Source organism: Ruegeria sp. HKCCE4148 (assembly GCF_017872495.1).
GTDB lineage: Bacteria > Pseudomonadota > Alphaproteobacteria > Rhodobacterales > Rhodobacteraceae > Ruegeria.
Genome location: NZ_JAEDOS010000018.1, coordinates 1 through 24,665, shown reverse-complemented (window position 1 = coordinate 24,665; position 24,665 = coordinate 1). Strand labels below are relative to the sequence as shown.

Genomic DNA, 24,665 nt, shown 5'->3' with positions numbered 1-24,665 from the left:
AATCAACCAACTTACCTCCCAACTCAACATGCAACGAATACAAGGGAGTGCGTTTAATGTCGGACATAGTTCTCACCTTTCGATCAGCGGGATTGGTCGCGAACGACTGTGACTGTGCAATGCGCATTGCGCACCACACGGGCCAGGTTCGGGCCGATCTCGTAATTCGGGAAATCGCCTTTGGTCGAGGCCATGATGATCAGGTCAAAGCCATCCTTGTAAGCGAGTTTCAGGATTTCGCGGTATACGCTGCCTTCTTCGATGTGAACGTTCACGTCCGAGGCATTGCCATGATCTAGGATAGCCTGAACTGCATTGCGCACATGATCCCGGGCACCCGCGCCATAGTTGGCGGGCAGGTTCGGCAGCTGGATGATCTCGGGGATGACGGCAAGTGCGTGCAGCTCGGCACCATAGAACTTGGCCTGTTCAAGTGCGAGCGGCAGGGCATTCTTCCACGAGCGGTCGTCGGTGTGATCAATTGGCAGCAGGATTTTCGTGGCCATCACGTCTCTCCTCGAGATATGGATTTCTGTTTCAAAACCGGGGGGCCAGTTTGGCCCCCCGCATTCGTCAGGGCCGAGCTTATTCGGCAGCTTGACCGCCGGGCTCTTCCGATTGACCGTTCGACGCGAAGAACTCTTTCGTCAGCTTGAAGACGATCGGGCTCAGCAAGGCCAGAGCGATCAGGTTCGGGATAGCCATCATGGCGTTCAGCGTATCTGCCAGCAGCCAGACAAAGCCCAGATCTGCTGTTGCGCCGAAGTAGATCGCGACGATCCACAGGATGCGGTAAGGCAGCAGGGATTTAACACCCAGCAGAAACTCAACGCATTTCTCGCCATAGAAGGACCAGCCCAGGATAGTGGTGAACGCAAAGATCGACAGAGCGATTGCAATCAGGTACCCACCGATACCCGGCAGAGTGGTTTCAAAGGCCAGCGACGTCAGAGCTGCGCCGGAAATCGCTTTGTATCCTTCGGTTTCACCATTGGCCACGAAATCCGCAACCGACGCATCCAATGCGCCCGAAGCGATGATCGCCAGACCCGTGATCGAACACACGATGATTGTGTCGATGAACGTCCCCAGCATCGCGATCAGGCCCTGATTTACAGGTCCCTTGGTCTCGGCTGCGGCATGGGCGATCGGGGCAGAACCCAGACCAGCTTCGTTCGAGAAGACACCGCGCGCCACACCAAAGCGGATGGCAAGCCACACCGCTGCACCAGCTGCGCCGCCCTTGGCAGCCCAAGGCGTGAACGCATAAGTGAACACATCGCTCAGCGCTGAGCCGATTGAACCGATGTTGATCAGCAGAACCAGCAGGCCCGCAACGATGTAGGCAATGGCCATAAACGGAACCAGTTTACCTGCAACAGCACCGATGCGAGTGATACCACCCAAAATAACGGCGGCGGTCAGGATCATCAGCACAATGCCTGTGATCGATTCATTGATGCCAAAGTTTGTTTCCAGAACTTGCGCCACACCGTTGGCTTGAACGCCATTGCCGATGCCGAAGGCCGCAATGCCGCCGAACAGAGCGAAGGCAACGCCCAACCAGGCCCATTTCGCGCCCAGACCATTTTTGATGTAGTACATCGGGCCGCCGACATAGTTGCCCAGCTCGTCTTTTTCGCGATATTTCACCGCGCAGACAGCTTCGGCATATTTGGTGGCCATGCCCACCAGGGCGGTCATCCACATCCAGAACAAGGCGCCTGGACCGCCCAGGAAGACAGCAGTGGCCACACCGGCAATGTTACCTGTACCGATGGTCGCCGACAGCGAGGTCATCAGCGCGTTGAACGGGCTGATCTGCCCTTCGCCCTGACCTTCCCGCCCTTTGAACAGCAGGCTGAAGCCCGTGCCAATGCGCAGGATCGGCATGAATTTCAGACCAACCTGTAGGAAGAAGCCGACGCCAAGGATGAGCGCCAGCATCCACGGCCCCCATACGACGCCATTAATGGCCCCTGTGATTGAAGTTAACGCTTCCATGGTTTCCCTCCCATTTGCGTTTGGTTATGCCCTGTTTGCGATGGCCCGCTGGCGGGCTTGCTTAAGAGCAGCGAAGTCTTCGTCCGCGTGGAACGATGAACGGGTCAGCGGGGTTGCCGACACGTGCAGGAAGCCCTTGGAACGTGCGATCTGTTCCAGTTGGGCGAACTCCTCCGGTGACCAGAACCGGTCAATTGGATGATGTTTCGGGGTCGGTTGCAGGTATTGGCCGACTGTCAGAAAATCGACTTGAGCGGCGCGCAGGTCATCCATGACCTGCCGCACGTCATTCAGGCTTTCACCCAAGCCCACCATTAGGCCGGATTTGGTGAAAATCTCGGGATTGGCGCGTTTCGCATCATCCAGAAGACGCAGCGAAGCATAATACCGCGCACCGGGACGTACCGTTGGGTAAAGATGCGGCACAGTTTCCAGATTATGGTTGAAAACATCCGGTGCCGCGTCAAATACGATATTTGAGGCAGTACCTTTTCCCAGAAAATCAGGGGTCAAAACCTCGACCGTGGTGCCCGGATTCTTATGACGTACGGCGCGAATGGTCTGCGCGATATGTTCGGCCCCGCCGTCGTCCAGATCATCGCGGTCGACCGAGGTGATGACCACGTGGCGCAGGCCCAATTTTTTCACCGCCGCGGCAACCCTACCCGGTTCAAACGCATCCAGCGCATCGGGACGGCCCGTGGAGACGTTGCAGAAGGAACAACCGCGTGTGCAGACCTCTCCCATGATCATCATGGTGGCGTGACGCTTGGACCAGCACTCGCCGATGTTGGGGCAGGCAGCCTCTTCGCAAACGGTCGCCAGGTTATGTTCGCGCATCAGGCGGCGGGTTTCGTAATACTCGGCGCTATCGCCCTTTTTCTTGCGGATCCACTTGGGTTTGCGCGGGATGACACTGTCAGCCTTTTTGGCCTTTTCAGGGTGGCGAGGGCGAAGCTGGATAGTCATCTGTCTGCTCTTTCTTACGCGTGGATTGCGCGGCCCAGGGCGTCCAGGCAGGCTTCTTTGACCGCCTCCCCCATAGCCGGGTGTGCATGACAGGTTGAGGCGACCTCGGACACGGTGGCGCCTTTGGTCATCGCAAGAACCAGTTCGGCGATCAGATCACCACCATGTGCACCGCAGATATGTGCACCCAGAATTTTGCCGTTGGGACCTGCCAGAACCTTGACCGCACCATCGGTTTCGCCGGTCGAACGCGCCCGCGAGTTGGCCATGAAGGCAAATTTGCCAACCGAGTATTCGGTACCCGCGTCTTTCAGCGCTTCTTCGGTCAAGCCCACCGAGGCGACCTCGGGGTCGGTATAAACCACACCCGGAACAGTGTTGTAATCGACGTGAGCCGTTTCACCGGCCAGCATTTCGACACAGGCAACGCCGTCCTCTTCGGCTTTGTGCGCCAGCATCGGGCCGGGAACACAGTCACCGATCGCATAGACGCCAGGAACCGAGGTCTGGAACGTGCCGTCAACTTCAATAAAGCCGCGCGGGCTCACAGCGATGCCAAGGTCTTCAAGACCCAGCCCGCGTGTAACGGGGCGGCGACCGACGGCGATCAGAACCTTGTCGGCCTCGATCACCTCTTTTTTGTCCTTGCCCACACGATCCACGGTCAATTTCAGACCAGTCGTGGTTTCTTCAATGAATTTCAGCGCACGCCCCAACTGGAACTTCAAGCCGCGCTTGCTGAGCGCGCGCTGCGCCAATTTGGCTATTTCACCGTCAATGCCGGGCAGGATGCGGTCCAGATACTCAATAACTGTGACCTTGGCTCCCAGACGTGCCCAGACCTGACCCAGTTCCAGACCAATAACGCCAGCTCCGATCACCACCAGATGATCCGGCACGCTGTCCAACGCAATCGCACCGGTCGAACTCAGGACGTTCTGTTCGTCAATCTCGATGCCGGGCAATGGGGTAGGCTCGGACCCCGTAGCAATCAGGATGTTCTTAGTCTCATGAACCTCGTCGCCCACCTTGACTTGACCGGCTGCGGGAATGGTGGCCCAGCCTTCGATCAGATCAACTCCGTTTTTCTGAAACAAGAACGCAATGCCCTTAGTCAGATCGCCAACGATCTTGTCCTTGCGCCCCATCATCGCGGGTACATCAATGCTGGCCTCCCCGACCGCAATGCCATGGGAGGAGAGATGGGAGAGTTCGGCAAATTTCGCCGAGGAGTTCAGCAACGCTTTGGAGGGTATGCACCCGACGTTCAGACAAGTGCCACCCAGAGCCCCGCGCCCCTCGACGCAAGCCACTTTCATACCCAGCTGGGCCGCACGGATCGCGGCGACATAGCCGCCTGGCCCTCCGCCGATGACAATCAGGTCGTAAGTCATTTCGTCGTCTTTCAGTAAATCGGATAGCTGGCGCAGAGCGCGCGGACTTTTGCATGGGTCGCCTGTTCGACAGCGGCATCACCGTCGGGCGACTTAGCCAATGCGTCCAGAACATCGCCAATCAGGTTGCCAATCTGTTTGAATTCTTCCGCCCCAAAGCCACGGCTGCATCCGGCAGCGGTACCCAGTCGAATACCGCTGGTAACGGTTGGCTTCTGAGGATCACCCGGAACGCTGTTTTTGTTGCAGGTAAACCCGGCACGCTCCAACGCGGCTTCGGCATCTTTGCCGGTTACGCCGATTGGGCGCAGATCGACCAGCATCAGGTGGTTCTCGGTACCACCAGAAACGATGTCACATCCCCGTGCGATCATCACATTGGCCAACGTCGAAGCACTATCGACCACGCGCTGCATGTATTCTTTGAATTCAGGCTTCAGCGCCTCGCCAAACGCAACCGCCTTACCCGCGATCACATGCATCAACGGGCCGCCCTGAAGACCGGGGAACACGGCCGAGTTGATCTTTTTCGCCAGCGCTTCGTCATTGGTCAGGATGATGCCTCCGCGCGGGCCGCGCAGGGTTTTATGCGTGGTCGACGTGACAACATGCGCATGACCAATAGGTGAAGGGTGCAAACCGGTTGCAACCAGACCCGCGATATGGGCCATGTCGGCCAGTAGCCATGCGCCGACCTCGTCCGCGATGGAACGGAAACGGGCAAAGTCGATCTTTTGCGAATAAGCCGACGCACCTGCGATGATCAACTGCGGTTTTTCAGCCTTGGCCAAGGCTTCGACTTGGTCATAGTCGATCAGGCCAGCCTCGGTCAGGCCATATTGGATAGGCCGGAACCATTTGCCTGATTGCGCCGGCTTCGCCCCGTGGGTCAAATGACCGCCAGCATCCAGAGACATGCCCAGAATTGTATCGCCCGGGCTTAACAGTGCCAGTTTGACTGCGCCATTTGCCTGCGCACCGGAATGCGGTTGCACGTTGGCGTATTCGCACCCGAACAGTTTCTTCAAACGGTCGATGGCCTCGGATTCGACCTCGTCTACATATTCACACCCGCCATAATAGCGGCGACCCGAATATCCTTCGGCGTATTTGTTGGTCAGGACCGAGCCCTGCGCCTCGATCACGGCCTGAGAGACGATGTTCTCGGATGCGATAAGCTCAATCTGCTCGGCCTGGCGCACGCCCTCACGGTCAATCGACGCAGCGATGACAGGATCAGCATCTTTCAGCGACGTTTTGAACATGGTTTCTTCCTCCACTTTCGAATCCTGTATTCGAAACTTTGTTTCCTATAGTGGAACTAAGCTCTTAATGGCAACATATTTCTCATATTCGCGATATTGCGTGCGTATAGGAGAACCTGTAACCTGTGGTAAATTGGGAGGAAAATGATGGGCGACGACCATTGGAATGAAGGTTCTGTCCAAGACGAAGAGGACGAAGGCGCGGCGTTGGGCCGGTCCATTCGCGATGCACGGCGGGAAAAAGGCTGGACTTTGGAAGAGGCCGGGCGCGCTGCGGGAATCGGTCGCTCGACTCTGTCGAAGATTGAAAACAACCAGACCAAACCAAGTTTCGAGATCGTGCGCCGTCTGACCCAGGCGCTGGACATGAACCCCCCACAATTGTTTTTGGAGTCGGGTCAGTCAGGCATAGCAGGGCGGCGCGATTTCACCGCCAAAGGTCAGGGCGACACGCGAGAAACCGCCACTTACCTGCACGAACTTTTGTGCTCGGATCTGACCAGCAAACGCATGTTGCCCTATATCGCAACAATCCGGGCGCGAGACATATCAGAATTCGATCCGCTGGTTCACCATTCGGGCGAAGAATTCATGTATGTCCTCAGCGGCGAGCTAATTTTCCTGTCCGAGCATTACCGTCCACTTCCAATGAAGGCCGGGGATTCGCTCTATTATGACAGCGGAATGGGGCATGGTTGCATTTCGACCAGCAAAGAAGACGCAAAGGTGCTTTGGGTCTCGCTGGAGTGAACCCACCTTGGCCCGCCAAGGTGCAGGACGCGCAATTCAGATCAGTGCCGGTTGCCGCTCTTTTTGACAAAAGAAATCTTGTCTACCGGTCTGCGCGCAGTAACGGTCGCTCTGCCATGGCTTGTATGTTCGAGGGCACCAACGCTTGCGCCAGCGCTTTGACGCGTTCGCCATGGAATTGCGATGCGAAAATCTGCCCGTAGTGGCGCTTTGGGCGTCGCGCCAATCCTTTCCCGACACAATGTGAGACACCGAATTTCTCGCCAGCGCGCGAGGTCCCCGCCTCGATTCAACGGTTTGGGCAGTGCTGGTTTCAAGAGACACCTAGATCTCTGCTGTCTGCCAGCCTGAATTTTCTTTGAAAGTATCGGCAATCTCGCAAGGCCCGTTTCAGGTGCCTTGCTGTGGCTTGTCGCGACATCAGCTTGTCGCGGGATTGATATACTGCTGATCCGGCCCGCAATAGGCATGGGGCATGATACGCGCATTAAATGAAAACTGGGCCCTGTTTTTGGGGATGCTCATGCTGATGGTTGCCAATGGCCTGTTGGCGACCTTGCTTACAATTCGCGGCGCAAGTCTTGGGTTCAGTGATTTTACCATCTCGGTCATGCAAGCAAGCTATCCGCTGGGCGCGCTGGCCGGAACGGCCATGGCGCCGCGTCTGGTGGAAAACGTCGGGCACATCCGGGCATTTTCCGCACTTGCGTCACTGGTTTCTATCGCGGCGATCGTACACCTGCTGACCAGCGATGCCATCAGTTGGAGCGTGATGCGCTTTTTGGGAGGGTTTTGTTACCCGGGTCTTTACGTCATCACCGAAAGCTGGCTGAACGCCAAATCCGAAAACAATACGCGGGCGCAGGTGCTGTCGCTCTATTTCATCATCCAACTTGCGGGACCAGCGTTGGGTACGGCTCTTGTTGGCTTTCCTGATCCTACTGGCAATCTCTTGTTCGGAACCGTCTCGATCCTGATTTCGCTGTCGATCGTGCCATTGCTTTTGTCAGGCAACAAAGCACCGGACTATACCGTCCCTGAGCGCATGCCAGTCACACGGTTGTACAAGGTCTCTCCCATCGCGGTTATTGGGATTGTGTTGGTCAGTATCGGTGTTTCCGCACACTATATCACCCTGCCCTTGTATGCCCTGCAACAGGGGTTCTCGGCTGCGCAGGCATCAGGCGCTTTGGTGGCTGCCCTGATTGCCGGTGCCGTCGTGCAATATCCGGTGGGTTGGATTTCAGACCACACCGACAGGCGTTATGTTGTTATTGGTCTGGGCGTTATCGTCTTGGTGTCGGGTCTTTGGATGGCAGCCAACACATCACCCGAATACATTGTCTTCGGCTTTGTCGTGATTGCAATCGGTTTGTACCCGACCTACTCAATCCTGACCGCTCATGCGAATGATCAGCTCCGCCTGTCTCAGATCGTACCCGCCAGTGGCACCATGGTTTTGCTGCTGAACATCGGACTTCTCATCGGAACCATATTGGGTCCAAACGCCATTTCCCTGTTCGGAGGCAGGGGATTACAGTTTCTTTTAGCCGGCATCGGGCTTTCTGTTGCCGTGATCGCATTGATCCGGCGCGTCAAGGTTGCCGCGCCTGCCGAGACCGGAGAAGTGCAGGTTGTGGGCATCATCGGCGCGACACAACCCGGCGTCTTGCAAGCGGAAACCTTGGTACAGGAAGAGGAAGCAAGTTTTAATGAGGAAGCTGGCATAGAGGGCCGTGCTTAATACAATTAGAAAGTTTGGCTAATCCTTGGACACAGCCGGATGGTACGCGACAGAGGTCCGGATTTCGTCAACGAACAGATCAATCAACCGCTTTCTGGGACTGTCGGCGCGCAGCAAAACGCCCAGCGCGCGGGAAACGGGTTTGCCACCTAGCGGGATTTTTCGCAATCGGCCGAATTCCGGATCGGGCATACACAGGTTGGGCACGATTGAGACACCCAAGTTATGCGCCACCATACTCGTGAGGTCTTCGAGCGATTTCATTTCCATGGCATAGCTCACCCGGATTCCGCTCTGGGCAAGCCACGTGTCGGCCAGAACACCGACCATCCCATCCCGGGCGTGTCGGACGAAAGGTTGTGTTGCAAGGATTTGGATCGGATCAGTTTCGGTCACCTCGGGCGATGTCACCAGAACCAGTTCTTCGGTCGCAAAAGGATGCCATTCCAGATCCGGGGTCATAGTTTCTGGCGCGCTCAGCACCGCCGCATCGATCACGCCACGCTCTACCTGCGTCTGAAGATCTCCGGATAGAGCCGACGTCACATGGACTCGTAGCTCCGGATAGGCCTCCAGCAATCGCCGGACGGTGACCGGGATCAAGCTGCGAATGGTCGATGACACAGCGCCCAGATTAAACTCACCGCCGAAAGCCGTGTCACCAACCACACCTTCCAGGATTGTGTCATAGGCGCGCACCAGATCTCTGGCCTTGGGTACCAGCGCCCAGCCGGTTTGATTGAGCTTGGGAGTGCGCTCGCCTCGGTCGAACAAGGCAATTTGCAAGTGATCTTCAAGCCGCTTCATCTGCTGACCAACCGCCGCCTGAGAGACATAGACCTTGTCGGCGGCGGCAGCAAAACTGCCTGTGTCAGCAATTGCAATCAGGGTTTTGTACAGCGTGATGCTCATGAAACCATTTCTTCGCGGCGCATGACTAAACTAAACCAAAACTTTATTCATAATAAAGTATTATTACATTGAGTAAAGCATAGGTTTTGGGCGATATGAGTGTCAGTGAACAGAGGAATCGAGAATGTCCATCCACAGCAAAATCGTTGATGATCTGGTGGCCAATGACATCAGTTTCGTGACGACCGTGCCCTGCAAGCAGTTGGCCGGTGTCATCGACGAGGTCGAAGCGCGCCCCGAGATCTTTCACATCCCCTCAAACAAAGAAGACGAAGGCATGGGTCTGTGCGCCGGGGCCTGGATGGGGGGCAAGCGACCCGCCATCATCATGCAGAACACCGCGATCGGCGTGACAATCAATACGCTGGCCACGTTGATCCAGTACTACCGGATGCCGCTGCCGATGCTGATCTCATACCGGGGTGAACTGCGCGAACCGGTAGCCTGCCAGGTTGAAATGGCGGTGCACACCAAGGCTCTGCTGGCCCAACTCAACATCCCGACCTATCACTTCCACAAGGAAAGTGACGCGGATGAGCTGGATACAATCCTGAAATACACCTTCATGTGCAACAAGCCGGTCGCCATCCTGACCGACGCGTCCTTCTGGGGAGGCTACGGAGACCAATGATCCGCTCTGAGATTCTGAAAGAAATCGCCCCTGTTATCCGCGACCAGTTGGTGGTCTGCAATATCGGCATCCCCAGTCAGGAACTGCACGCCATCGACGACCAGCCCACCAATTTCTACATGCTGGGCACAATGGGACTAGCCTCAAGCATCGGATTGGGTTTGGCGCTGGCTCAGGACAAAAAGGTGATTGCCATCGACGGTGACGGCTCGGTTCTGACTAATTTCGGCACTCTACCCACGATCGCGAACAACGTGGCCGACAATTTCATCCTGCTGATCGTTGATAACGGATCATATGGTTCGACCGGTGATCAGCCGACCTATGCGGGGCAGAAAACCTCGTTAGCGGCAGTCGCTTCGGCCTGCGGCTGCGAAAACGTTGTCGAATGCCGGGCCGAGGATACAAAACAGGCGATCGAAGACGCTCTGGCCGGGAACAAGATGACCATCATCGTGGCCAAATGCGAAAGCGGCAATGCCAAGATGCCCGTCATCACCATGGACCCGGTGGTAATCCGTGATCGGTTCATGAAAGCTGTTCAGGCCTGAGGTCCCGAACATGTTGCCGTCCGGCCAGATCCATTCTAGCGCAGATGCCCGGCGGATAGCCCGCAGGCGTCTGCCTTGGATGGTGTTTGATTACATGGATGGCAACGCGGGTGAAGAACACGGCGCGGAGTTAAACCGGCGCGCCTTGCAGGACATTCGCCTGCGCACGCGGGTTCTGGTGGATGTCAGCCAGCGCAGCCTGGATTTGGCTGTCTTTGACCATGCTGCCAAACGGCCTTTTGGTATCTCTCCAATGGGGATGTGCAATCTGGCTGCGCCCGACGCGGACCTTATGCTGGCGCGCCTGGCAGCTGACTACGAAATCCCGCACGGGGTTTCGACCGTAGCCTCGACGCCGTTGGAAAAGATCATCGAAGTGGCTGAAGGGCACGCCTGGTTCCAACTGTACTTCAGCGGCGACGGCAGCAGCGCTATGGGTCTTGTGGACCGGGCCGAAGCGGCAGGCTATCGCACACTAGTTCTGACACTGGATGTACCAGAAGTTGGCAGACGTCCGCGCGAACTGCGCCACGGTTTCAAGATGCCGTTTCGGATCGGGCCCAGGCAGTTTTTCGATTTCGCGCTGCATCCACGCTGGTCGCTGAACACTTTGTTCCGCGGCAAGCCACAGATGGCAAATTTTCCAGACGGCACCTTTGATCGCACCGAATCCCGCGCGCGTGCCGATTGGAACTATCTCAGTCGGTTGCGTGACCGATGGCCAGGCAAGCTGGTCGTCAAAGGCGTTCTGGATGCCGAAGATGCACAGCGCCTCAAACAAGCGGGAGTGGATGCCATACAGGTGTCCAGCCACGGTGGTCGGCAGCTAGATGCTGCAATCCCTCCCGCTCTCGCGCTGCCCGCCATTCGTCAGGCGGTTGGCTCGGATTTTCCATTGTTCTACGACAGTGGGCTGCGCAGCGGTGAAGACGTTGTGAAGGTGCTGGCGTCAGGTGCTGATTTTGCCTTTCTGGGGCGCATTCTGTTATATGCAATCGCTGCTGGAGGAGAGACTGGGTTGCGAACCCTTTGGGATGTGCTGTCGCAGGAGACGAGCCTGACCCTTGCCCAGATTGGCGCAACAACACCCAGACCGGCTCAGCTTGGCCAGAGCCTGGATCGTTCGCAATTTTTGCTTCAAGAGAGCAAAACGTAACTGCACGCGGCGCCAGTCCATACACCTGCCCCGCGCGGTTTGTGAAATGAATAGGCAAGATGCCGTGTCGGCCTCGCCATTTGGCGTTTAATTAAAGAAGACTTTCAATCCAAAATACGGTCCATGTTGGGTAACATCATAGGCGAAAGCACCGGTGCTCAGCGTGTCGCTGAAGTCAACACTGAAGTACCGATAGCCAAATGTGATCGCTGTTCTTTCCCACGGCTGGTAGTCAAAACCGATATTCGCCCCGATCTGCAGATCGTTACCACCCGCACCGAAGCCACCAAGATCAAGGGACGTGATAGCCGTCCAACGGTCGTTCAGTCTCCACATGCCGCGGGCACCGATAACGGGCTCGACCCATCCCGGATCACCGCCCAATACCGGTGGTGTTGTTGGGCCCGGTGTTGTGATGTCAATCTCCTGCCGGATCGAGTTGTACCGAATGCCCCCCTGAAGATCGATGGTATAGCGTTGATTGGCCGCGCCATAGGTGCCATCCGCAATACGATAAGCCCCCAAGATTCCGAACCATTTTTGACGTACATCTACGTTCACCGAGGCCCCAATCGGTCCGGGCAGTGTCGCGTCTTCTTCTATGCCCACATAATTGGCGTCAACAATGATACCAAAATCGCCATTCCATGACTCGTAACGCCCGGCGGCGGCGAAATCGAGAACCTCCAAAACATCACCCAGATCAAGATCAAGATCAGCCGAGACACCCGCAACGGTGGACGTTCCGGTGGTCCTGAGTGGTGTGAATAGGTAAAAGCCAAGCGTGTGCCGCCAACCCTCGTCATCCTGCCCTGGCGGGGGCAAGGATTGAGCGGACGCTGCAGAAGCCAGCAGACAGGTCAGAGTAATTGTGCTTGCGCCGCAAGCAGATTTTTTGAAGTTCATGTGCCAATCTCCTAGCTTTTCACTTCCACAGGAACAGGCCACGCTGGTGATGCTTCGACAAATCGCACCTCATTTGCTGACCGAGGATTGCTTGATTTTGAATGCCTCAACTGCCGCGGCGGTTTCAGGGCGAATGTTTTCAATCCCCTCGTAAGGTATGCCGAATGCGGGTTTCTCGTCAGGGAATTTTTCCTTCCGGGCTTGGTGACGAGCGAGAATTCGAACGAATTCCTGACCTCCCCAAGCACCGACTTCAGTCGAGACAGGGTACTTTTCATGAGTGTCGCGATAAATGTCTATGAAGTCTGCCAAAATACCGTTTGTGAGGTCCTTCGGCAGGTTCATTCGGAATTTATCCTTAATGATGGCTCCGGGTTTATCAATGTTATACACAATCAACGAGTCTCGGCGACCTTTGGATTCATCAGCGAACAGAATCGAAGCTGACTGATCGACGCCATCTACCAGCCGATCGCGCGGGATGAACCCATCTGCGCCAGCGATACGTGACAGTGTCGTATAGAGATCGGAGACGTGTAAAATGTTATTAACCATTGAATCTGGGCCGATAACACCAGGCCAGCGAATAAAGGCGTCAACTCGAACCCCGCCTTCGGTGGTGTCGCCTTTGCCACCTTTGTAGATCATTGGTGTAAAGCCGGATTGAGGTGAGTATTTGGTGAAATGTCCGTTGTCACCCATGACAACAACGACAGTGTTTTTCGCGACGTCCAGATTTTCCATTTCGGCGAAGATTTCCCCGAGGTATTCATCGAGCAACTGGAGCTTATCGGCGTAGAGGCCACCATTGGGTGACTCTGGCCCAGTTCTTCCGGTGCGCGTGTTATGTAGTGGGATCATCGGCCAGTATTGAAGGAAGAACGGTTGCTCACCGGTCGCAAGACGTCTTAGCTCTTCTATCGTCTTGTCTTGATACGCTTGGTTCATCTCATCGTATTTCAATGCGCCCCAACGTTCACCAGGTTGCATTCTAATCTCCCGGATTGGTCCACCTGCCTCGCCTTCGATGACGGTCATCATTGCTGAAGCGTCTGGGCGGAACCATTCGTCGAGTACGTACTCAGGGACAAAATCTCCGATACCAACTGAGACTTGCTCGCGAATGGCATCGTCGTTGAAAATCGTAAGCTGACCTTGTTGGTGGATCGCATGTTGTGCGTAATCGAAACCCTGGTTCATCGCCCAGCTCTCAGCGATGTCACCCATGTGCCATTTACCTACATGGCTGGTAGCATAGCCAGCTTCTTTAAGAACCTCAGCAAGAGTGACTTCCTTTCCTGGAAGACCGAAGCCAGCTATATCCACAGTCGTGTTCCCCATTCCCATGCGTACTGGAAGACGCCCAGTCATTTGAGCAACCCGTGTCGGAGTACAGGATGGTTCGGTGTACATTCGCACCATCCGCATACCTTCGTCCGAGAATTGGTTGATGTTCGGAGTTTCGATGCCGCGTACTGCGTTGAGTTCCGGTATGCCCATATCTCCGAAACCGAGATCATCAATCAGGATGGAAACGATATTTGGCGGATTGCCATTATTGCGCTCCCGAAACTCGGAAAGTAGCGCGTCAACCGCAGCATCATCCTCGGCCCATTTTTCGGCGTGCTGGGCTTGCAGTATGTAAAACTCAGCGTCGTGAATGATGGGCGCTTCCTGCGCCGTCACCATTTGGGCTGCAATACAAAGGCTTGCCGAAAGGTAAACAACTTGTCTCATGTCGCTCCTGCTCATTGGCTCTATTCCGATTCTGTGTGCGTTTCGGGTTTTGGGGGTTTCTGCATCTCCTCTGCATCCAAGGTCTGAGGTCCGATGCAATTGATGTCGGTGTCCGGGAAGAACTCGACCCAGACATGCCAAAACATTCCGGACCTTAAGGTCTCGACGCGACTGAGCTTTCCTCGATCCGAATTGCCGAAGAAGTCGATTTCGGTCACCGCTTCACCGCTGTCATTGTACCAGACCCCTACGCTTTCATAGGCTGGATCATAGGCAACGACGAGATCACGACCGCCCACAGTGGCGTTGATCAAACCCTTATGCTCGGCAATGAACTCATCGGTCCAGCACACAGCATCGTCACCCACTGTTACGCCCCAGACATAGGTCTTATTGGGCAACCGGTCGTCGCTGTGGCTCATGTTATCCATGACCGGTGCTGCCTCTTGATGCTGTTTCGCGATGCCCGAGGCGAACACAGTTTCTGTGAATAGATCGAAGAGTTTTAGAAAAGGGTTCGAAGAAGGCTTGTTCAAAAACACCTCGCCGTCCGGATAAGCCTTTTGAAATCCCCGAAAGCTCATCCGGAAAGTGGGCCAGGGCTGCATGGCGGATTGTTTGGACGTATCGCTATCAAAGTGACCATAGATCTGCTGAATGGGTTCGCCAGTGAGGTTGTCGCGCAGGATCAGGTTGTTGCCGTGCTGGGCCATGACTTCCAGATCAAGCCGCTTACCATTGATCTGCGGTTTGTAGGCCAGACCCAGGTTCGCCATGGCGCAATACGTCATGACGATGTCATCGCCTCCAAGTCCATCGGCATTGCCAGCCAGGTGGGGGCGCATCAACTGCCCGTCGGAATGCGCGCGGGCATGGCCGTTGTTTTCGATCACCAAAACGCTGGCCGACGGATTAATGAAGTCCTTAGCTTCCGAGATCGGATAATACCGGGCGCTGTCTTGCTGGTTACGCAAACCGACGTGAACCCAGACCCATGGGAAGACGAACAGGAATAAAATTAATAAAGTTACTGCAGGCACACCCAGAAAGAACAACCAGCCTGGTCCGCCGCCCATAAAATGGCCAACCAGCATCAAAGCCAACCCACTTACGCCCGCAGCGATATAGGCGTTTTCGTTTCGAATGAAACGGATCATGTTGTTCCGCTTTACCTTCAAAACCATCTGGCTGATGTCTCCAAGGTCGCGAAAATACATGAACCCAATGGTCAGCGAAACGACAAGACCCAAATAAAACAAAATGTTGGCCAGCATTCAGATCGCCTTTCTTACGTGTGGTTAGCCCTCGGGAGATTTGGACTTGGACGCGAGGTAAAGCCGAATTTCGTCCTCAAGCCCCCGAAGGCTATCGGTTAAGTCTGCATAAGTTGGATCGCTAGCATCACAGGGCAGCAGTGCTATCAAACTCTCATAATCTGCACAGATTTGAGCAAACACCGTGTCCGAACTGCGCAATCGACCGATTTCATTCGCTTGGTTTGGAAATACTAATGTCAATGAGTTCATATCCATCCCCAAGCTGTCTGATCTCGGTCAGGCCTCAGCGAAAAGGCAAGTCCCCCTCCTTTAAAAACGAGTATACACAAAATTCATTTACATATTCAGGTATCTTAACGTATGTTACGACGTAACATGTTTATTTTCAGGTGCTTACGAAACAATCAACAGCGACAGATGCGATGACTTCAAGAGGCTTGCGTTCAGAATCGGGGCCCAATCCCATCCCGAAAAACCTGACTGAAATCCAGATCCAACAGGCGTTGGATTCGATTTTGAACAGCCCGGAGTTTGACGGCGCTGAACGTCTTCAGTCCTTTCTGCGCTATGTTGTTGAAACTATGTTAGCTGGCCACGCCGACGACATCCGGGCCAAGTCTGTGGCCGAGGACGTATACGGCAGAACATTGGGTGGGCGCGGCGATCCAATGGCCGTTGTACGTGTCGATGCCGGTCGTATGCGCAGACGATTAGCCAACTATTATTCGAACTCCGGCAAGGATGAGTGTTTGCGCATTCATGTTGATCCCGGAGGGTATGTACCCCGATTTGAGGTACTTTCACCTGATCAGGAAAACGGATCGCCACGTCCTTTACGACGCTATTGGTGGCACGGTGCCGCTGTAGCAACCGTATTCGCTTTGTGCGCAACCGGCCTTTACCTTCAGCTCAAACCTCAGGCATCAACGGTGACCACTTCCCAATCTGAAACCGAAAGGAAACAGCAAGCAGTCCGAGAAGCGCTGTTTTCCACCAATCCCATCAAACTACAGGCGGTTAACCTTGCTGAAGAAGCGCGCCCCTTGATGTTTCCGGTTCTGGATCGCGCACGGTTGCAGGCCGTCAGCGGTATGTTCAAGCGCGCCATTGCGCTGGACGGGTCGTATTTTGGTGGCTACGCGGGGTCAGCACAAGCATTGGGTATTCTTGCGATTACCACTCCGCCCAGCGAAGAAAGGCGCACTTTGCTGGATCTGGCCAAAACGCATGCCGACAAAGCCGTCGAACTGGCACCGGATGAAGGGTGGAGCCACTCTGCCCTTGCACTTATCTCCTTTGCCCAGCGGGATTTCGACACGACCCTCGCCCAATCAAACCGCGCGGTCAGCCTTGCACCTGAAGACATCCATGTCACAAATTTTGACGCGTTGTTTGCCTTGTTTGGCGGCGACTTCGAACGCGCCATCGCGTCAGCCAGACGCGCGCAAAACGACGATACGACCAATCGGAGGTTCCCTTACCGAAGCGTTTTGGCGTCAGCGAGTTTTCATCTAGGGGACTATCAGGGCTGCGTTGACCAGTTCAACACGTCCATCAGGCTGGGTGATCCTGTCAGCCCCATATCAATCGGGTACCTCGCCGCCGCCTATCAAAAGATGGGAGAACACGACCGCGCAAGGGCAACAGTCCTTCTGTTGGAGGAGGCTTGGCCTGACTACCCTTTGCCGTCTTTGCTTCGTGCGCTGTTTGCAGATCAGCGCCACGCCGAAGACATTATCAGTGCGCTTGCCCAGATTGCGGCGCAACAAGCAGGTAAATAAAGGAACTGAATATTTTCTCAGAACAGTTCCCCGCCCCGTAAGGTTCCAATGCATTCGCAGGCAGCCATGGTCTCTGACACAACTTCATTCCCAAAGTGTCACCGGTCGGAATTTGTTATCCAGGCTGTCCGCGACTGGATTGCCGCCGTCAGCGCCAAGACGACTTACGTCGAAACTGGCAACCCTTATGAGAATGGATGACACGACGGCTTCATTGGACAGTTCAGGGGCGAGCAGCTCAGCGGACGAACCTGCCGTACTATGTCGAGCCGTTTAAACTTTTCTAAGGGCCTCAGAGCATTTGCTCTGGGCCCAATCAAAAAAGAATTTTACACCCAGATGGTCGTTATGCAGACAAGTCCATGGCTGCAACAACACTCTCGTATGGCAGACCTGCGGTATCGTTCAGTCGACGAACTTGTTCAGCACTTTCGCCATCAAACAAGCACATGCAACGACCGTCTTCCGGGGCAAAAGTTGAGCGGACATAGCTTATCTTATCCCCTTCTGCGGTCATTTTTTGTGCTGTCGCTATCGCTGCCTTCTGGGCAGCACCCAAGTCATCCATGCTTATACCCTTGAGGTTTCTTTCGACCATAAAAACAGACATCTCGCTCCCTTTCCAAACTGTCAAAACCAGTGCGTCTATTGCATCACGGGTCTGTAACGCAGGGAACTATCGATACCTTATGACTTAATAACTCCAGGTTTGGATAAATCGGTGTATTCTGCGGTATAGTTGACTATCGCCATAAGTGACGAGGTGCCTCAAAATGGAGATGTCTCAGATTAGATACGTTTTATCCGCGGCAAAACACCTGAATTTCACCAAAGCTGCCGCAGAGTGCAACGTGAGCCAACCAGCGTTGACCAAGGGCGTCAAGTCTCTGGAAGCAGAACTAGGTGCACAGGTTTTTCATCGGGAAGGTCGAAAAATTTTGGTCAGCGACTTTGGGAAGTCAATGCTGCCGCATCTACAGCACATCGTTGACGAAGCAGCAGCTACACAAGCACTGGCTCAGAATTTTCGCTTACTCGAAAAGGTGCCATTGCGCTTGGGTGTCCTATCCACAATTGGGCATGTTCGCCTGGCTCGGTTTCTGGCTCAATTCGAGAAAAACCACAGCGGCTTGGAGTTGTCAGTCAATGAAGCAAGCGCGCCTGACTTAAAGAAAAAACTCTCAGATGGCGATATCGATGTCGCTTTGATGACACTGACTGAAGAGTTGGAAGAAGAGTTCAGGGCGAGACCACTATACGTCGAAAGATATGTGGTTGTATTCCCTCCCGAGCACCGTCTTGGACAACTCAATTCGGTTTCGCTGCAAGACTTATCGCAAGAAAACTACGTGGATCGCCTGGCCTGTGAGCTGCGTGAGATGGTGATGTCGGTCTGCCAGTCGAAGGGCGTGGAACTGTACGCTCGCTTCCGCTCTGAGCGAGAAGATTGGGTGCAAGCGATGGTCGCTGCAGGCATTGGTTTTGCCTTTATGCCTGAGTACTCGGTTAGTTTACCGGGCTTGTTACAGCGCCCGCTTGTAGAGCCGGAAGTTTCAAGAACGATTGCAGCTTTCACAGTTCCAGGTCGAAAACACTCGCCCGCACTTGAAGCCCTAATGAGGTCGTCGCAAACTTTCGCTTGGCCGGGGTAAGCACGTTGGCTTTGGTCTCGGCAGCACCGTTCTCGACTGCCTCCCGTCATAGACTATAGGCAGTCCCGAAACCGACATTCATTGAATAACCGCTCGTCGTTATCAGGCGCAACTTTGCGGCCGACAATTCTGCAAACGACTGAAAAATCGCCTCATCGGAGATATGTGTTCGACTAGTGCGTCTGGCATAGATGTAATAACCTGTTTAGCGTGATGCCCACTCTGGGAGTTCAGTCTTTGGAAAGACGTCTGGCAGCGATACTTGCCGCCGATGTGGTTGGCTATAGTCGTCTTATTCGAAATGACGAGGCGAGTGTGCTTGCAAGGGTCAAGGCCCATCGCGAGCAGATCTTTGAACCAGTTGTTGCTGCACGACATGGGCGCATCGTTAAATTGATGGGCGATGGCTTGCTCCTTGAGTTTGCAAGTGCAGTTGAGGCCGTTCGGTGTGCAGTGGACATGCAGCACTATATAGGGATCGCCAACGCGGACCTGCCTCAAGACTCACAAGTGCGATACCGGATCGGTCTCAATGTTGGCGATATCGTTGTAGATCAGGATGACATTCACGGGGATGGTGTAAATGTCGCCGCACGCATTGAAAGTCTGGCTGTTCCGGATGGCATTTACATGTCAGCCAGTATTTTCGAACAAGTCCATTCCAAGCTTGATCTCACTATCGAAGATTTGGGGAAGCGAGAGGTCAAGAACATCTCGGACCCCGTTCACGTGTACAGCCTAAAACTGGATGACAAGGCGCAAGCCATCGTTTCTCCTATCGTGCCACTTTCGAACAGGCCAACAAATCGCCTGATCATGTTGGGTTGCGCCGTAATTTTCCTGGCGTTGTTGGTCACCGCATGGCTGCAACCTTGGTCCGCGGTGCAATTTCCGGACTCGAATGAACACGCCGTGGCCCTGTCTGGCAAACCCTCCATCGCGGTCATGGCGTTCGACAATCTCAACAACGACCCGAGCCAAGATTACCTGAGCGACGGACTTAGTGAGAACATCCTGACCGCTTTGTCCCGTTTTTCCGATTTCTTCGTGGTCGCCCGAAACTCGACGTTTTCGTACAAGGACACTCCGGCGGATATACAGAAAGTGTCAGAAGAATTAGGTGTCCGCTACATCGTTGAGGGGAGCGTCCAGATTGCTGGTGATCGCTTGCGTGTAACGTCCCAACTCATTGATGCGACGACAGGCCAGAACATCTGGGCAGACAGCTATGACCGAGACCTACAGGACATCTTTTCAGTACAGGATGAGATAACGCGAACGGTGGCTTCGCTTCTCTCTACGAACATTGATCTTGCGGAATATAGCCGCCTCAAGCATCAACCAACCGAAAGCCTTGGTGCATATGAATTGCGCAAACGCGCACAAGAGGAGTGGTTTACCTTCACGAAAGAAGGAAACATCAGGGCAGAGGAGCTCAGTGCAAAAGCGATTGCGCTCGATCCGAACTTTGCCGGGGCGTATGTCGAAAACGCTTGGGCCCACATCAACGGGTATCGTTGGGGATGGACGAACTCTTTGACACGCGAGGAGTCGCTGGACCGCGCGTTTGAGATGGCGCGGAAAGCCATTGAATTGGAACCCTTCAATTTCAAGGGTCATTGGGTCTTGGCCAATGCAACTACTCAGAGTGGAAACCTCGAGCGGGCTGCTTCGCTTTATGACAAGGCCATATCGCTGAATCCAAATTCGGCATCCGTTCTTGCAGATTCCATTGACCCACTCGTCTATGACGGCAAAGCACCTGAGGCCGTTGAGCGCATGAAACTGGCGATCCGACTGAACCCACACCACCAAGACTGGTATCTTTGGAACTTGGGTTGGGCCCAGTACTTCGCTGAAAGGTATGAAGAGGCAAAGGCTTCGATTGAACAGATGAACGAAATACCGGACGGATTGAAGCGCACCTACGCGCCAGTTCTTTTGCGTCTTGGCCTTTCCAGTGATGCGCAGATCGTTATCGATGAGTTTCTGACGGCCAATCCAGAATTCACTATCCAAGAGGCGAAAAATGCGCCATTCGAGAGCGAGGCGTATCTTAATCGATGGGTAGAAGATCTGCGAAAACTGGGTGTGCCTGAATCGAAGGAATAACTGGTTTTTGGGCTCTTCCGTGCGGGCACGCCATTGCACGCAACCTCAAGAGGTCTTCGTGACACACGATTTGCCTAATTTCGTTGTCTTGGCATGCCGGTTTTTTATGAGCGAGCGGACAATTCGTTTCCAATAATCAGAACTACTTTCTCGTATTAACAACACCAAATGCCTTTCGATATTTGGGAATGAAAAGATTTGCCCCTTCTTTTTACGAGTGATCCAGTCACCAACTGTTGCAAACAGCCAGCTATTGCCGATCATTGGACCCAAAGGCACCAGAATTGGCGCTTTTTTCCAAGGGCTGTATGGTTTCAGGTTTTCAAAGGATGAACCCTCCGACACCTTTTTCAGTGTTTTGATAAGCCATGGGTTTTGCCTAGTCGTGGCTACAATCGTCATGCCGTCTCCCACGTCGGCGATGTCGCCTGCCACAAAAACGTTCGGATAGTCGGACGGTCGCAGCCACTTATCAGTCCTGACCCTACCCCCAGATCCCGAAGTCACCCCCGGAAGGCATTGCACCAATGACGTCTGAGGCTTTGATCCGATCACCGGAAATACAAGATCAGCCGCAATCACCCGGCCGTCCGTAAGTGTCACCGATCCTTCGTAAGGCCTATCCAAATGGCGAAGGTCTTGCGCTCTTTGGCCAAGAATGACCGTGACACCAAGGCCTTCCAGCTTGCGTTTGAGTTGTGCGCCAAACTTGATTGGATACATTGGAAACAAGGTATCGTCTGACGCGATTAATGTAATGAGTTTACCTGGCTGCGCTGAGGCAATCTCGCCCGCAAGTTCCGTTCCTACGGCCCCCGCCCCGACAATAACCACTGAATTCGCCTTGGCCAAACGAGCACTGACCTCTTTGCTGGCTTGACGAAAATCAGCGATACTGTCGCCCGATGGTTTGAAAGGGGCGGCATATGACGATCCGGTGGCAATCACGATCAAGTCCGCCGGACAGGATGTGCCAGAGTCTAACGTGACCTCTGATTGACAGATTGACACTGCACGACCCCGCACAACATCGCCTGATTTCAGCAAGTTGTCGTAAGGTAAAATGATCTGATCCAGCAAGGTGGGTTCTACCAGCGCACGGATTGCTGCCGGAGGCTGCACAAAGGCTTCGCGTTGCTCGATCAGGGTAGCTGCCGTTTCAACCAGCTTCAACGCAACCTCGGGCGCATCACGCATCGCACATTGACGCGCCAACTCACCGAGTTGCAGGAGACAGGATTTGTCTTGCGGAAAGACTTTGAGACTATTCCGCCACACGTAGAATACAGCTTCTCACCACTGGGCCAAAACCTGATCCCGTTGCTGCATGAAATGCACGAGTGGGCTGCGCAGAATGCAGACAAACTACCGAACCCAAAGACCATTCCAAGTTTAGGTCAGGATCTAAACCAATAGATGACAGTTCCTGCGAGGGCGACTGTAGGAAGAAAGGAAAAACCTAGCCATCTGCTCGTCGGTCGGCCAGAAAAGATCGTTTTTGTCACAGCTCTGGTTTCCCAGCCGTCAGGCTTGCAGCGCGTTGAAAATCAATGCGTCCTGACCCTACGGCAAAAGATCAGAAATCGCGCTGAAACCAGCCAGATCATAGGTAAACGAGATAGGCTCGCCAACTCGATTGACACCTGCAATCGTCAACTGATCCCCGGCGCGCATAGCGGACATCCAGTCCGAGGACACGGGCGACCGGGCAAAACACCCTTGCGCCTCACACGTCAAAAACGCTGGCTGCGCAACTTCGGAACCATCCACGCTTGCCACCAATCCTTCGGCAAACAGCAGGCCAAACGGCAAGGATAACACAGCTTCAACCTCGTCTTTTCCAGCGGATTTTACAAAAGCGATCGAAGTCAGACGCTGATTGTTCTCGGTCAGAACAATGCTCTGCGTCATTTCGCAGACCAATTCACCATCGCTGACCAGATTGCTGCAATTGACCGACCAAAGCGGTGCTTCATTTTCCTGCGCCGCGAGCGGAAACGCCAGCCCCAGCGAGAAACCAAAAGCGCAAATCCAAGTTTTCATTCTTCTGTTCCTCATGGATTAGAATTGTACTCCAAGGCCAAGCCCAACCTGTAAGGCCTCGGTTGAATCACCGAACATATGATCGACGCTCAGATTGATAAAGCGGCTGTCATCCAAGGCAAACAATCCCAGCCGGGCCGAGATCACCCCATGGCTGTCCCCTACATAGCTGGTATTGACAAATCCGCCATCAGCCGCGCTGGCCCCCGCGAACCCAGCCGTAACCGAGACTGTATCATCTGACGACAGAATGGCACCCGCGCGCAGGCTAGCACGCAGTTTTTGGGTACCGCTCAGGATCTGCTCGGTCCCCAACTCAATTGTCGGCGTCAACGAATAGATCATGTTGCTGTCGTCTTGCAAAGTAACACCAGACAGGGTCGCCTGGCCGTTGCTTTCGGTTGCGAGACGCATTGCATCAAAAGACAGTTCGGGCCGCAGGTAAGACCGACCACCGTCAAACCGGTGGTCGTAGGCAAAGCTCAACCGCAGGTTTTGGTGGTTGGTCTTATGGGTGATCTCACTGACCCCAGTGGTGTTGACAACCGTGCCACCGGGCAGCACTCCAACAATCCCGCCTGCGCTCAGCGTATCGTAGTCTGACCAACCGGCAGACAGCTGCGCCGCGAAGGACCACGCGCCGGTGTATTTGGTCAGCGACGCACCCAGATTGAATCGATCGCCGGTTGCGTTGTAAGACGATCCGTTGCTCAGGCTCATCTGGTCGTGACCCACTGCAAAACCCGCATAAAGCTCATCACCCACGGGCATACGAACCCCGGCGGACAGATTGGTCGCATTGATGTCCAGAGCATCGTAGACGCCAGTCTGGTTTCGGTCCAAAAAGGACCTCCCGCCTGAGAACCATGCGCAATTGCGCGGGTTATTTCCGATTTGATAATCGGTAAACCGCTCGCAATTGTGCAGCGTGTCGGCAAACACGCGGGTACCGTAATAGGCATCCACAAGATCAGAGGCATAATCAGAAGTCGACAGAGAGTTTATCGCGGCGATGACGTTGGCCTCGGATTGCATGTTCCCGATTAGGGCGAACAGCTCGCCCTGTGCAACCGAACCCTGCCCGTTGAGTACCTGGTTGATATAGTCACCAATGGCCGCTTGATTGACGTTCATTCCCTGGGTCGAGTAATCGGGCGTAACCACCAAATCGATTGAGCTGCCGTCAGACGTCGAACCATTCAGGCCAATTGAATAGTCCAGAACCACAGTGTCCCGAATTGTTGTCCCCGCATCTGCTGCGGCGCCATTCGGGTTGATGATCACCAAAGGCAAGGCCCGTTGCAGCGTGTTCAACTGCGGCGTCAACTTACCTCCAATTGTTGCGTTTCCGGTCACGTTGATCAGATCGCTGTTGCCGCCTGACGCGCCTGAGGTCAGGAAATACACATCGAAGGTCGACGTTGCAGTGTTGCCGAAGGCCAGGCTGCCGATCAGGTCCAGCGTTTGGCTGACATTTCCATAAAAGGCAAAGTTGCTGGCTTGCACGGACGAAGTGAAGGCTGTGTTCAGCCCCCAGTTGGCACCCAGAACGAAATCGCCGTTCACTTGCATGAAACCAGCGGAACCCAGATCGATTACATCCAGCGCATAAAGCGCACCCCCATTTGCAAGGGTTAGTCCATTAGAGCCTGCGCCAAGGTTTAGGTTGCCAAGGGCCGCGCCCGAGAGCGTGACCTGATCGTTCCCATCACCCCCATTCAGCAACGGATCTGTTGCAAACTTTTTACCATTGACGCTCAAGAACGCTGAGAGTGAATAGC

22 protein-coding genes are annotated in these 24,665 nt (G+C 54.5%); 9 read left to right on the top strand and 13 right to left on the bottom strand.

All coding sequences use genetic code 11. The annotated features are described in order from the left end of the window. Positions 1–83: 83 nt before the first annotated feature. From I9187_RS21655 to glyA, 5 genes are all read right to left on the bottom strand, one after another. Positions 84–506 (bottom strand): universal stress protein, encoded by a 423-nt coding sequence (locus tag I9187_RS21655; protein WP_209940335.1) that lies wholly within the window; start codon positions 504–506, stop codon positions 84–86. A 79-nt stretch (positions 507–585) separates the two neighbouring features. Further along, positions 586–2,004: a sodium:alanine symporter family protein gene (locus I9187_RS21650; protein ID WP_171180693.1), complete on the bottom strand. Its 1,419-nt coding sequence runs from the start codon at positions 2,002–2,004 to the stop codon at positions 586–588. Positions 2,005–2,028: 24 nt separating this feature from the next. Next, entirely contained in the window at positions 2,029–2,973 is a 945-nt protein-coding gene (gene lipA, locus I9187_RS21645) for a lipoyl synthase (protein ID WP_171180691.1), read from the bottom strand. Between the two features lie 14 nt (positions 2,974–2,987). Further along, on the bottom strand, positions 2,988–4,367 hold the full coding sequence (gene lpdA, locus I9187_RS21640; RefSeq protein WP_171238721.1) for a dihydrolipoyl dehydrogenase: 1,380 nt from the start codon (positions 4,365–4,367) through the stop codon (positions 2,988–2,990). A gap of 11 nt (positions 4,368–4,378) precedes the next feature. After that, the gene (gene glyA, locus I9187_RS21635) at positions 4,379–5,632 is read right to left on the bottom strand and encodes a serine hydroxymethyltransferase (protein ID WP_171180686.1); all 1,254 of its coding nucleotides are present in this window, start codon (positions 5,630–5,632) and stop codon (positions 4,379–4,381) included. A gap of 147 nt (positions 5,633–5,779) precedes the next feature. Between glyA and I9187_RS21630 the strand changes: the two genes are divergently transcribed. Both I9187_RS21630 and I9187_RS21625 read left to right on the top strand, forming a co-directional pair. Continuing rightward, positions 5,780–6,382 carry an XRE family transcriptional regulator gene (locus I9187_RS21630; protein WP_171180684.1) on the top strand — a complete coding sequence of 201 codons (603 nt, stop codon included), beginning with the start codon at positions 5,780–5,782 and terminating at the stop codon, positions 6,380–6,382. A gap of 475 nt (positions 6,383–6,857) precedes the next feature. After that, positions 6,858–8,126 carry an MFS transporter gene (locus I9187_RS21625; RefSeq protein WP_171180682.1) on the top strand — a complete coding sequence of 423 codons (1,269 nt, stop codon included), beginning with the start codon at positions 6,858–6,860 and terminating at the stop codon, positions 8,124–8,126. Positions 8,127–8,144: 18 nt separating this feature from the next. On the opposite strand, the gene I9187_RS21620 is transcribed toward I9187_RS21625, so the two are convergent. Then, complete coding sequence (locus I9187_RS21620; RefSeq protein ID WP_171180680.1) at positions 8,145–9,038, bottom strand: LysR family transcriptional regulator; 894 nt, start codon at positions 9,036–9,038, stop codon at positions 8,145–8,147. 124 nt (positions 9,039–9,162) lie between these two features. Between I9187_RS21620 and comD the strand changes: the two genes are divergently transcribed. Genes comD through I9187_RS21605 form a run of 3 tightly spaced genes read left to right on the top strand, consistent with a single transcriptional unit; the run spans position 9,163 to position 11,376 of the window. Further along, positions 9,163–9,669 carry a sulfopyruvate decarboxylase subunit alpha gene (gene comD / locus I9187_RS21615; protein WP_171095649.1) on the top strand — a complete coding sequence of 169 codons (507 nt, stop codon included), beginning with the start codon at positions 9,163–9,165 and terminating at the stop codon, positions 9,667–9,669. Beyond that, on the top strand, positions 9,666–10,220 hold the full coding sequence (comE, locus tag I9187_RS21610; RefSeq protein WP_171180678.1) for a sulfopyruvate decarboxylase subunit beta: 555 nt from the start codon (positions 9,666–9,668) through the stop codon (positions 10,218–10,220). Before comD ends, comE begins: the two co-directional genes overlap by 4 nt. A gap of 13 nt (positions 10,221–10,233) precedes the next feature. Continuing rightward, positions 10,234–11,376 carry an alpha-hydroxy acid oxidase gene (locus tag I9187_RS21605; protein WP_171180719.1) on the top strand — a complete coding sequence of 381 codons (1,143 nt, stop codon included), beginning with the start codon at positions 10,234–10,236 and terminating at the stop codon, positions 11,374–11,376. 87 nt (positions 11,377–11,463) lie between these two features. On the opposite strand, the gene I9187_RS21600 is transcribed toward I9187_RS21605, so the two are convergent. From I9187_RS21600 to I9187_RS21590, 3 genes are all read right to left on the bottom strand, one after another. Next, positions 11,464–12,282: a hypothetical protein gene (locus I9187_RS21600; protein ID WP_171180676.1), complete on the bottom strand. Its 819-nt coding sequence runs from the start codon at positions 12,280–12,282 to the stop codon at positions 11,464–11,466. A 69-nt stretch (positions 12,283–12,351) separates the two neighbouring features. Further along, positions 12,352–14,019, bottom strand: coding sequence for a sulfatase-like hydrolase/transferase (locus tag I9187_RS21595; protein ID WP_171180674.1), 1,668 nt, complete (start codon positions 14,017–14,019; stop codon positions 12,352–12,354). A 20-nt stretch (positions 14,020–14,039) separates the two neighbouring features. After that, positions 14,040–15,293, bottom strand: coding sequence for a DUF3179 domain-containing (seleno)protein (locus I9187_RS21590; RefSeq protein WP_171180672.1), 1,254 nt, complete (start codon positions 15,291–15,293; stop codon positions 14,040–14,042). 440 nt (positions 15,294–15,733) lie between these two features. On the opposite strand from I9187_RS21590, the gene I9187_RS21585 reads away from it, so the two are divergent. Then, positions 15,734–17,077 (top strand): hypothetical protein, encoded by a 1,344-nt coding sequence (locus I9187_RS21585; RefSeq protein WP_209509705.1) that lies wholly within the window; start codon positions 15,734–15,736, stop codon positions 17,075–17,077. Positions 17,078–17,423: 346 nt separating this feature from the next. On the opposite strand, the gene I9187_RS21580 is transcribed toward I9187_RS21585, so the two are convergent. Continuing rightward, positions 17,424–17,687, bottom strand: coding sequence for a DUF4242 domain-containing protein (locus I9187_RS21580; protein WP_171180667.1), 264 nt, complete (start codon positions 17,685–17,687; stop codon positions 17,424–17,426). Between the two features lie 163 nt (positions 17,688–17,850). Between I9187_RS21580 and I9187_RS21575 the strand changes: the two genes are divergently transcribed. Together I9187_RS21575 and I9187_RS21570 are read left to right on the top strand one after the other, a co-directional pair. Continuing rightward, positions 17,851–18,729: a LysR family transcriptional regulator gene (locus tag I9187_RS21575; protein ID WP_171180665.1), complete on the top strand. Its 879-nt coding sequence runs from the start codon at positions 17,851–17,853 to the stop codon at positions 18,727–18,729. 213 nt (positions 18,730–18,942) lie between these two features. Beyond that, positions 18,943–20,841: an adenylate/guanylate cyclase domain-containing protein gene (locus I9187_RS21570; RefSeq protein ID WP_209940334.1), complete on the top strand. Its 1,899-nt coding sequence runs from the start codon at positions 18,943–18,945 to the stop codon at positions 20,839–20,841. Positions 20,842–20,886: 45 nt separating this feature from the next. Here I9187_RS21570 and I9187_RS21565 read toward each other — a convergent pair whose 3' ends face one another. Continuing rightward, positions 20,887–22,014, bottom strand: coding sequence for an FAD-dependent oxidoreductase (locus I9187_RS21565; RefSeq protein ID WP_245223357.1), 1,128 nt, complete (start codon positions 22,012–22,014; stop codon positions 20,887–20,889). Here I9187_RS21565 and I9187_RS21560 point away from each other — a divergent pair. Beyond that, positions 21,976–22,257 carry a helix-turn-helix domain-containing protein gene (locus I9187_RS21560; protein ID WP_245223356.1) on the top strand — a complete coding sequence of 94 codons (282 nt, stop codon included), beginning with the start codon at positions 21,976–21,978 and terminating at the stop codon, positions 22,255–22,257. The two genes, I9187_RS21565 and I9187_RS21560, sit on opposite strands and share 39 nt — an antisense overlap. 147 nt (positions 22,258–22,404) lie before the next feature. Here I9187_RS21560 and I9187_RS21555 read toward each other — a convergent pair whose 3' ends face one another. Both I9187_RS21555 and I9187_RS21550 read right to left on the bottom strand, forming a co-directional pair. Further along, on the bottom strand, positions 22,405–22,884 hold the full coding sequence (locus tag I9187_RS21555) for an invasion associated locus B family protein (protein WP_171238725.1): 480 nt from the start codon (positions 22,882–22,884) through the stop codon (positions 22,405–22,407). Between the two features lie 18 nt (positions 22,885–22,902). After that, a partial coding sequence (locus I9187_RS21550; protein ID WP_209940333.1) for an autotransporter outer membrane beta-barrel domain-containing protein occupies positions 22,903–24,665 on the bottom strand: 1,763 nt, incomplete at its 5' end.

Bases quoted from the DNA above. Each gene is read 5' to 3' on its own strand.
- lipA (WP_171180691.1), bottom strand. From the start codon at position 2,973: ATGACTATCCAGCTTCGCCCTCGCCACCCTGAAAAGGCCAAAAAGGCT.
- I9187_RS21580 (WP_171180667.1), bottom strand. From the start codon at position 17,687: ATGTCTGTTTTTATGGTCGAAAGAAACCTCAAGGGTATAAGCATGGAT.
- I9187_RS21650 (WP_171180693.1), bottom strand. From the start codon at position 2,004: ATGGAAGCGTTAACTTCAATCACAGGGGCCATTAATGGCGTCGTATGG.
- I9187_RS21655 (WP_209940335.1), bottom strand. From the start codon at position 506: ATGGCCACGAAAATCCTGCTGCCAATTGATCACACCGACGACCGCTCG.
- I9187_RS21595 (WP_171180674.1), bottom strand. From the start codon at position 14,019: ATGAGACAAGTTGTTTACCTTTCGGCAAGCCTTTGTATTGCAGCCCAA.
- lpdA (WP_171238721.1), bottom strand. From the start codon at position 4,367: ATGACTTACGACCTGATTGTCATCGGCGGAGGGCCAGGCGGCTATGTC.
- comE (WP_171180678.1), top strand. From the start codon at position 9,666: ATGATCCGCTCTGAGATTCTGAAAGAAATCGCCCCTGTTATCCGCGAC.
- I9187_RS21630 (WP_171180684.1), top strand. From the start codon at position 5,780: ATGGGCGACGACCATTGGAATGAAGGTTCTGTCCAAGACGAAGAGGAC.
- I9187_RS21625 (WP_171180682.1), top strand. From the start codon at position 6,858: ATGATACGCGCATTAAATGAAAACTGGGCCCTGTTTTTGGGGATGCTC.
- I9187_RS21600 (WP_171180676.1), bottom strand. From the start codon at position 12,282: ATGAACTTCAAAAAATCTGCTTGCGGCGCAAGCACAATTACTCTGACC.
- I9187_RS21575 (WP_171180665.1), top strand. From the start codon at position 17,851: ATGGAGATGTCTCAGATTAGATACGTTTTATCCGCGGCAAAACACCTG.
- I9187_RS21620 (WP_171180680.1), bottom strand. From the start codon at position 9,038: ATGAGCATCACGCTGTACAAAACCCTGATTGCAATTGCTGACACAGGC.
- glyA (WP_171180686.1), bottom strand. From the start codon at position 5,632: ATGTTCAAAACGTCGCTGAAAGATGCTGATCCTGTCATCGCTGCGTCG.
- I9187_RS21570 (WP_209940334.1), top strand. From the start codon at position 18,943: ATGCCCACTCTGGGAGTTCAGTCTTTGGAAAGACGTCTGGCAGCGATA.
- I9187_RS21590 (WP_171180672.1), bottom strand. From the start codon at position 15,293: ATGCTGGCCAACATTTTGTTTTATTTGGGTCTTGTCGTTTCGCTGACC.
- I9187_RS21555 (WP_171238725.1), bottom strand. From the start codon at position 22,884: ATGAAAACTTGGATTTGCGCTTTTGGTTTCTCGCTGGGGCTGGCGTTT.
- comD (WP_171095649.1), top strand. From the start codon at position 9,163: ATGTCCATCCACAGCAAAATCGTTGATGATCTGGTGGCCAATGACATC.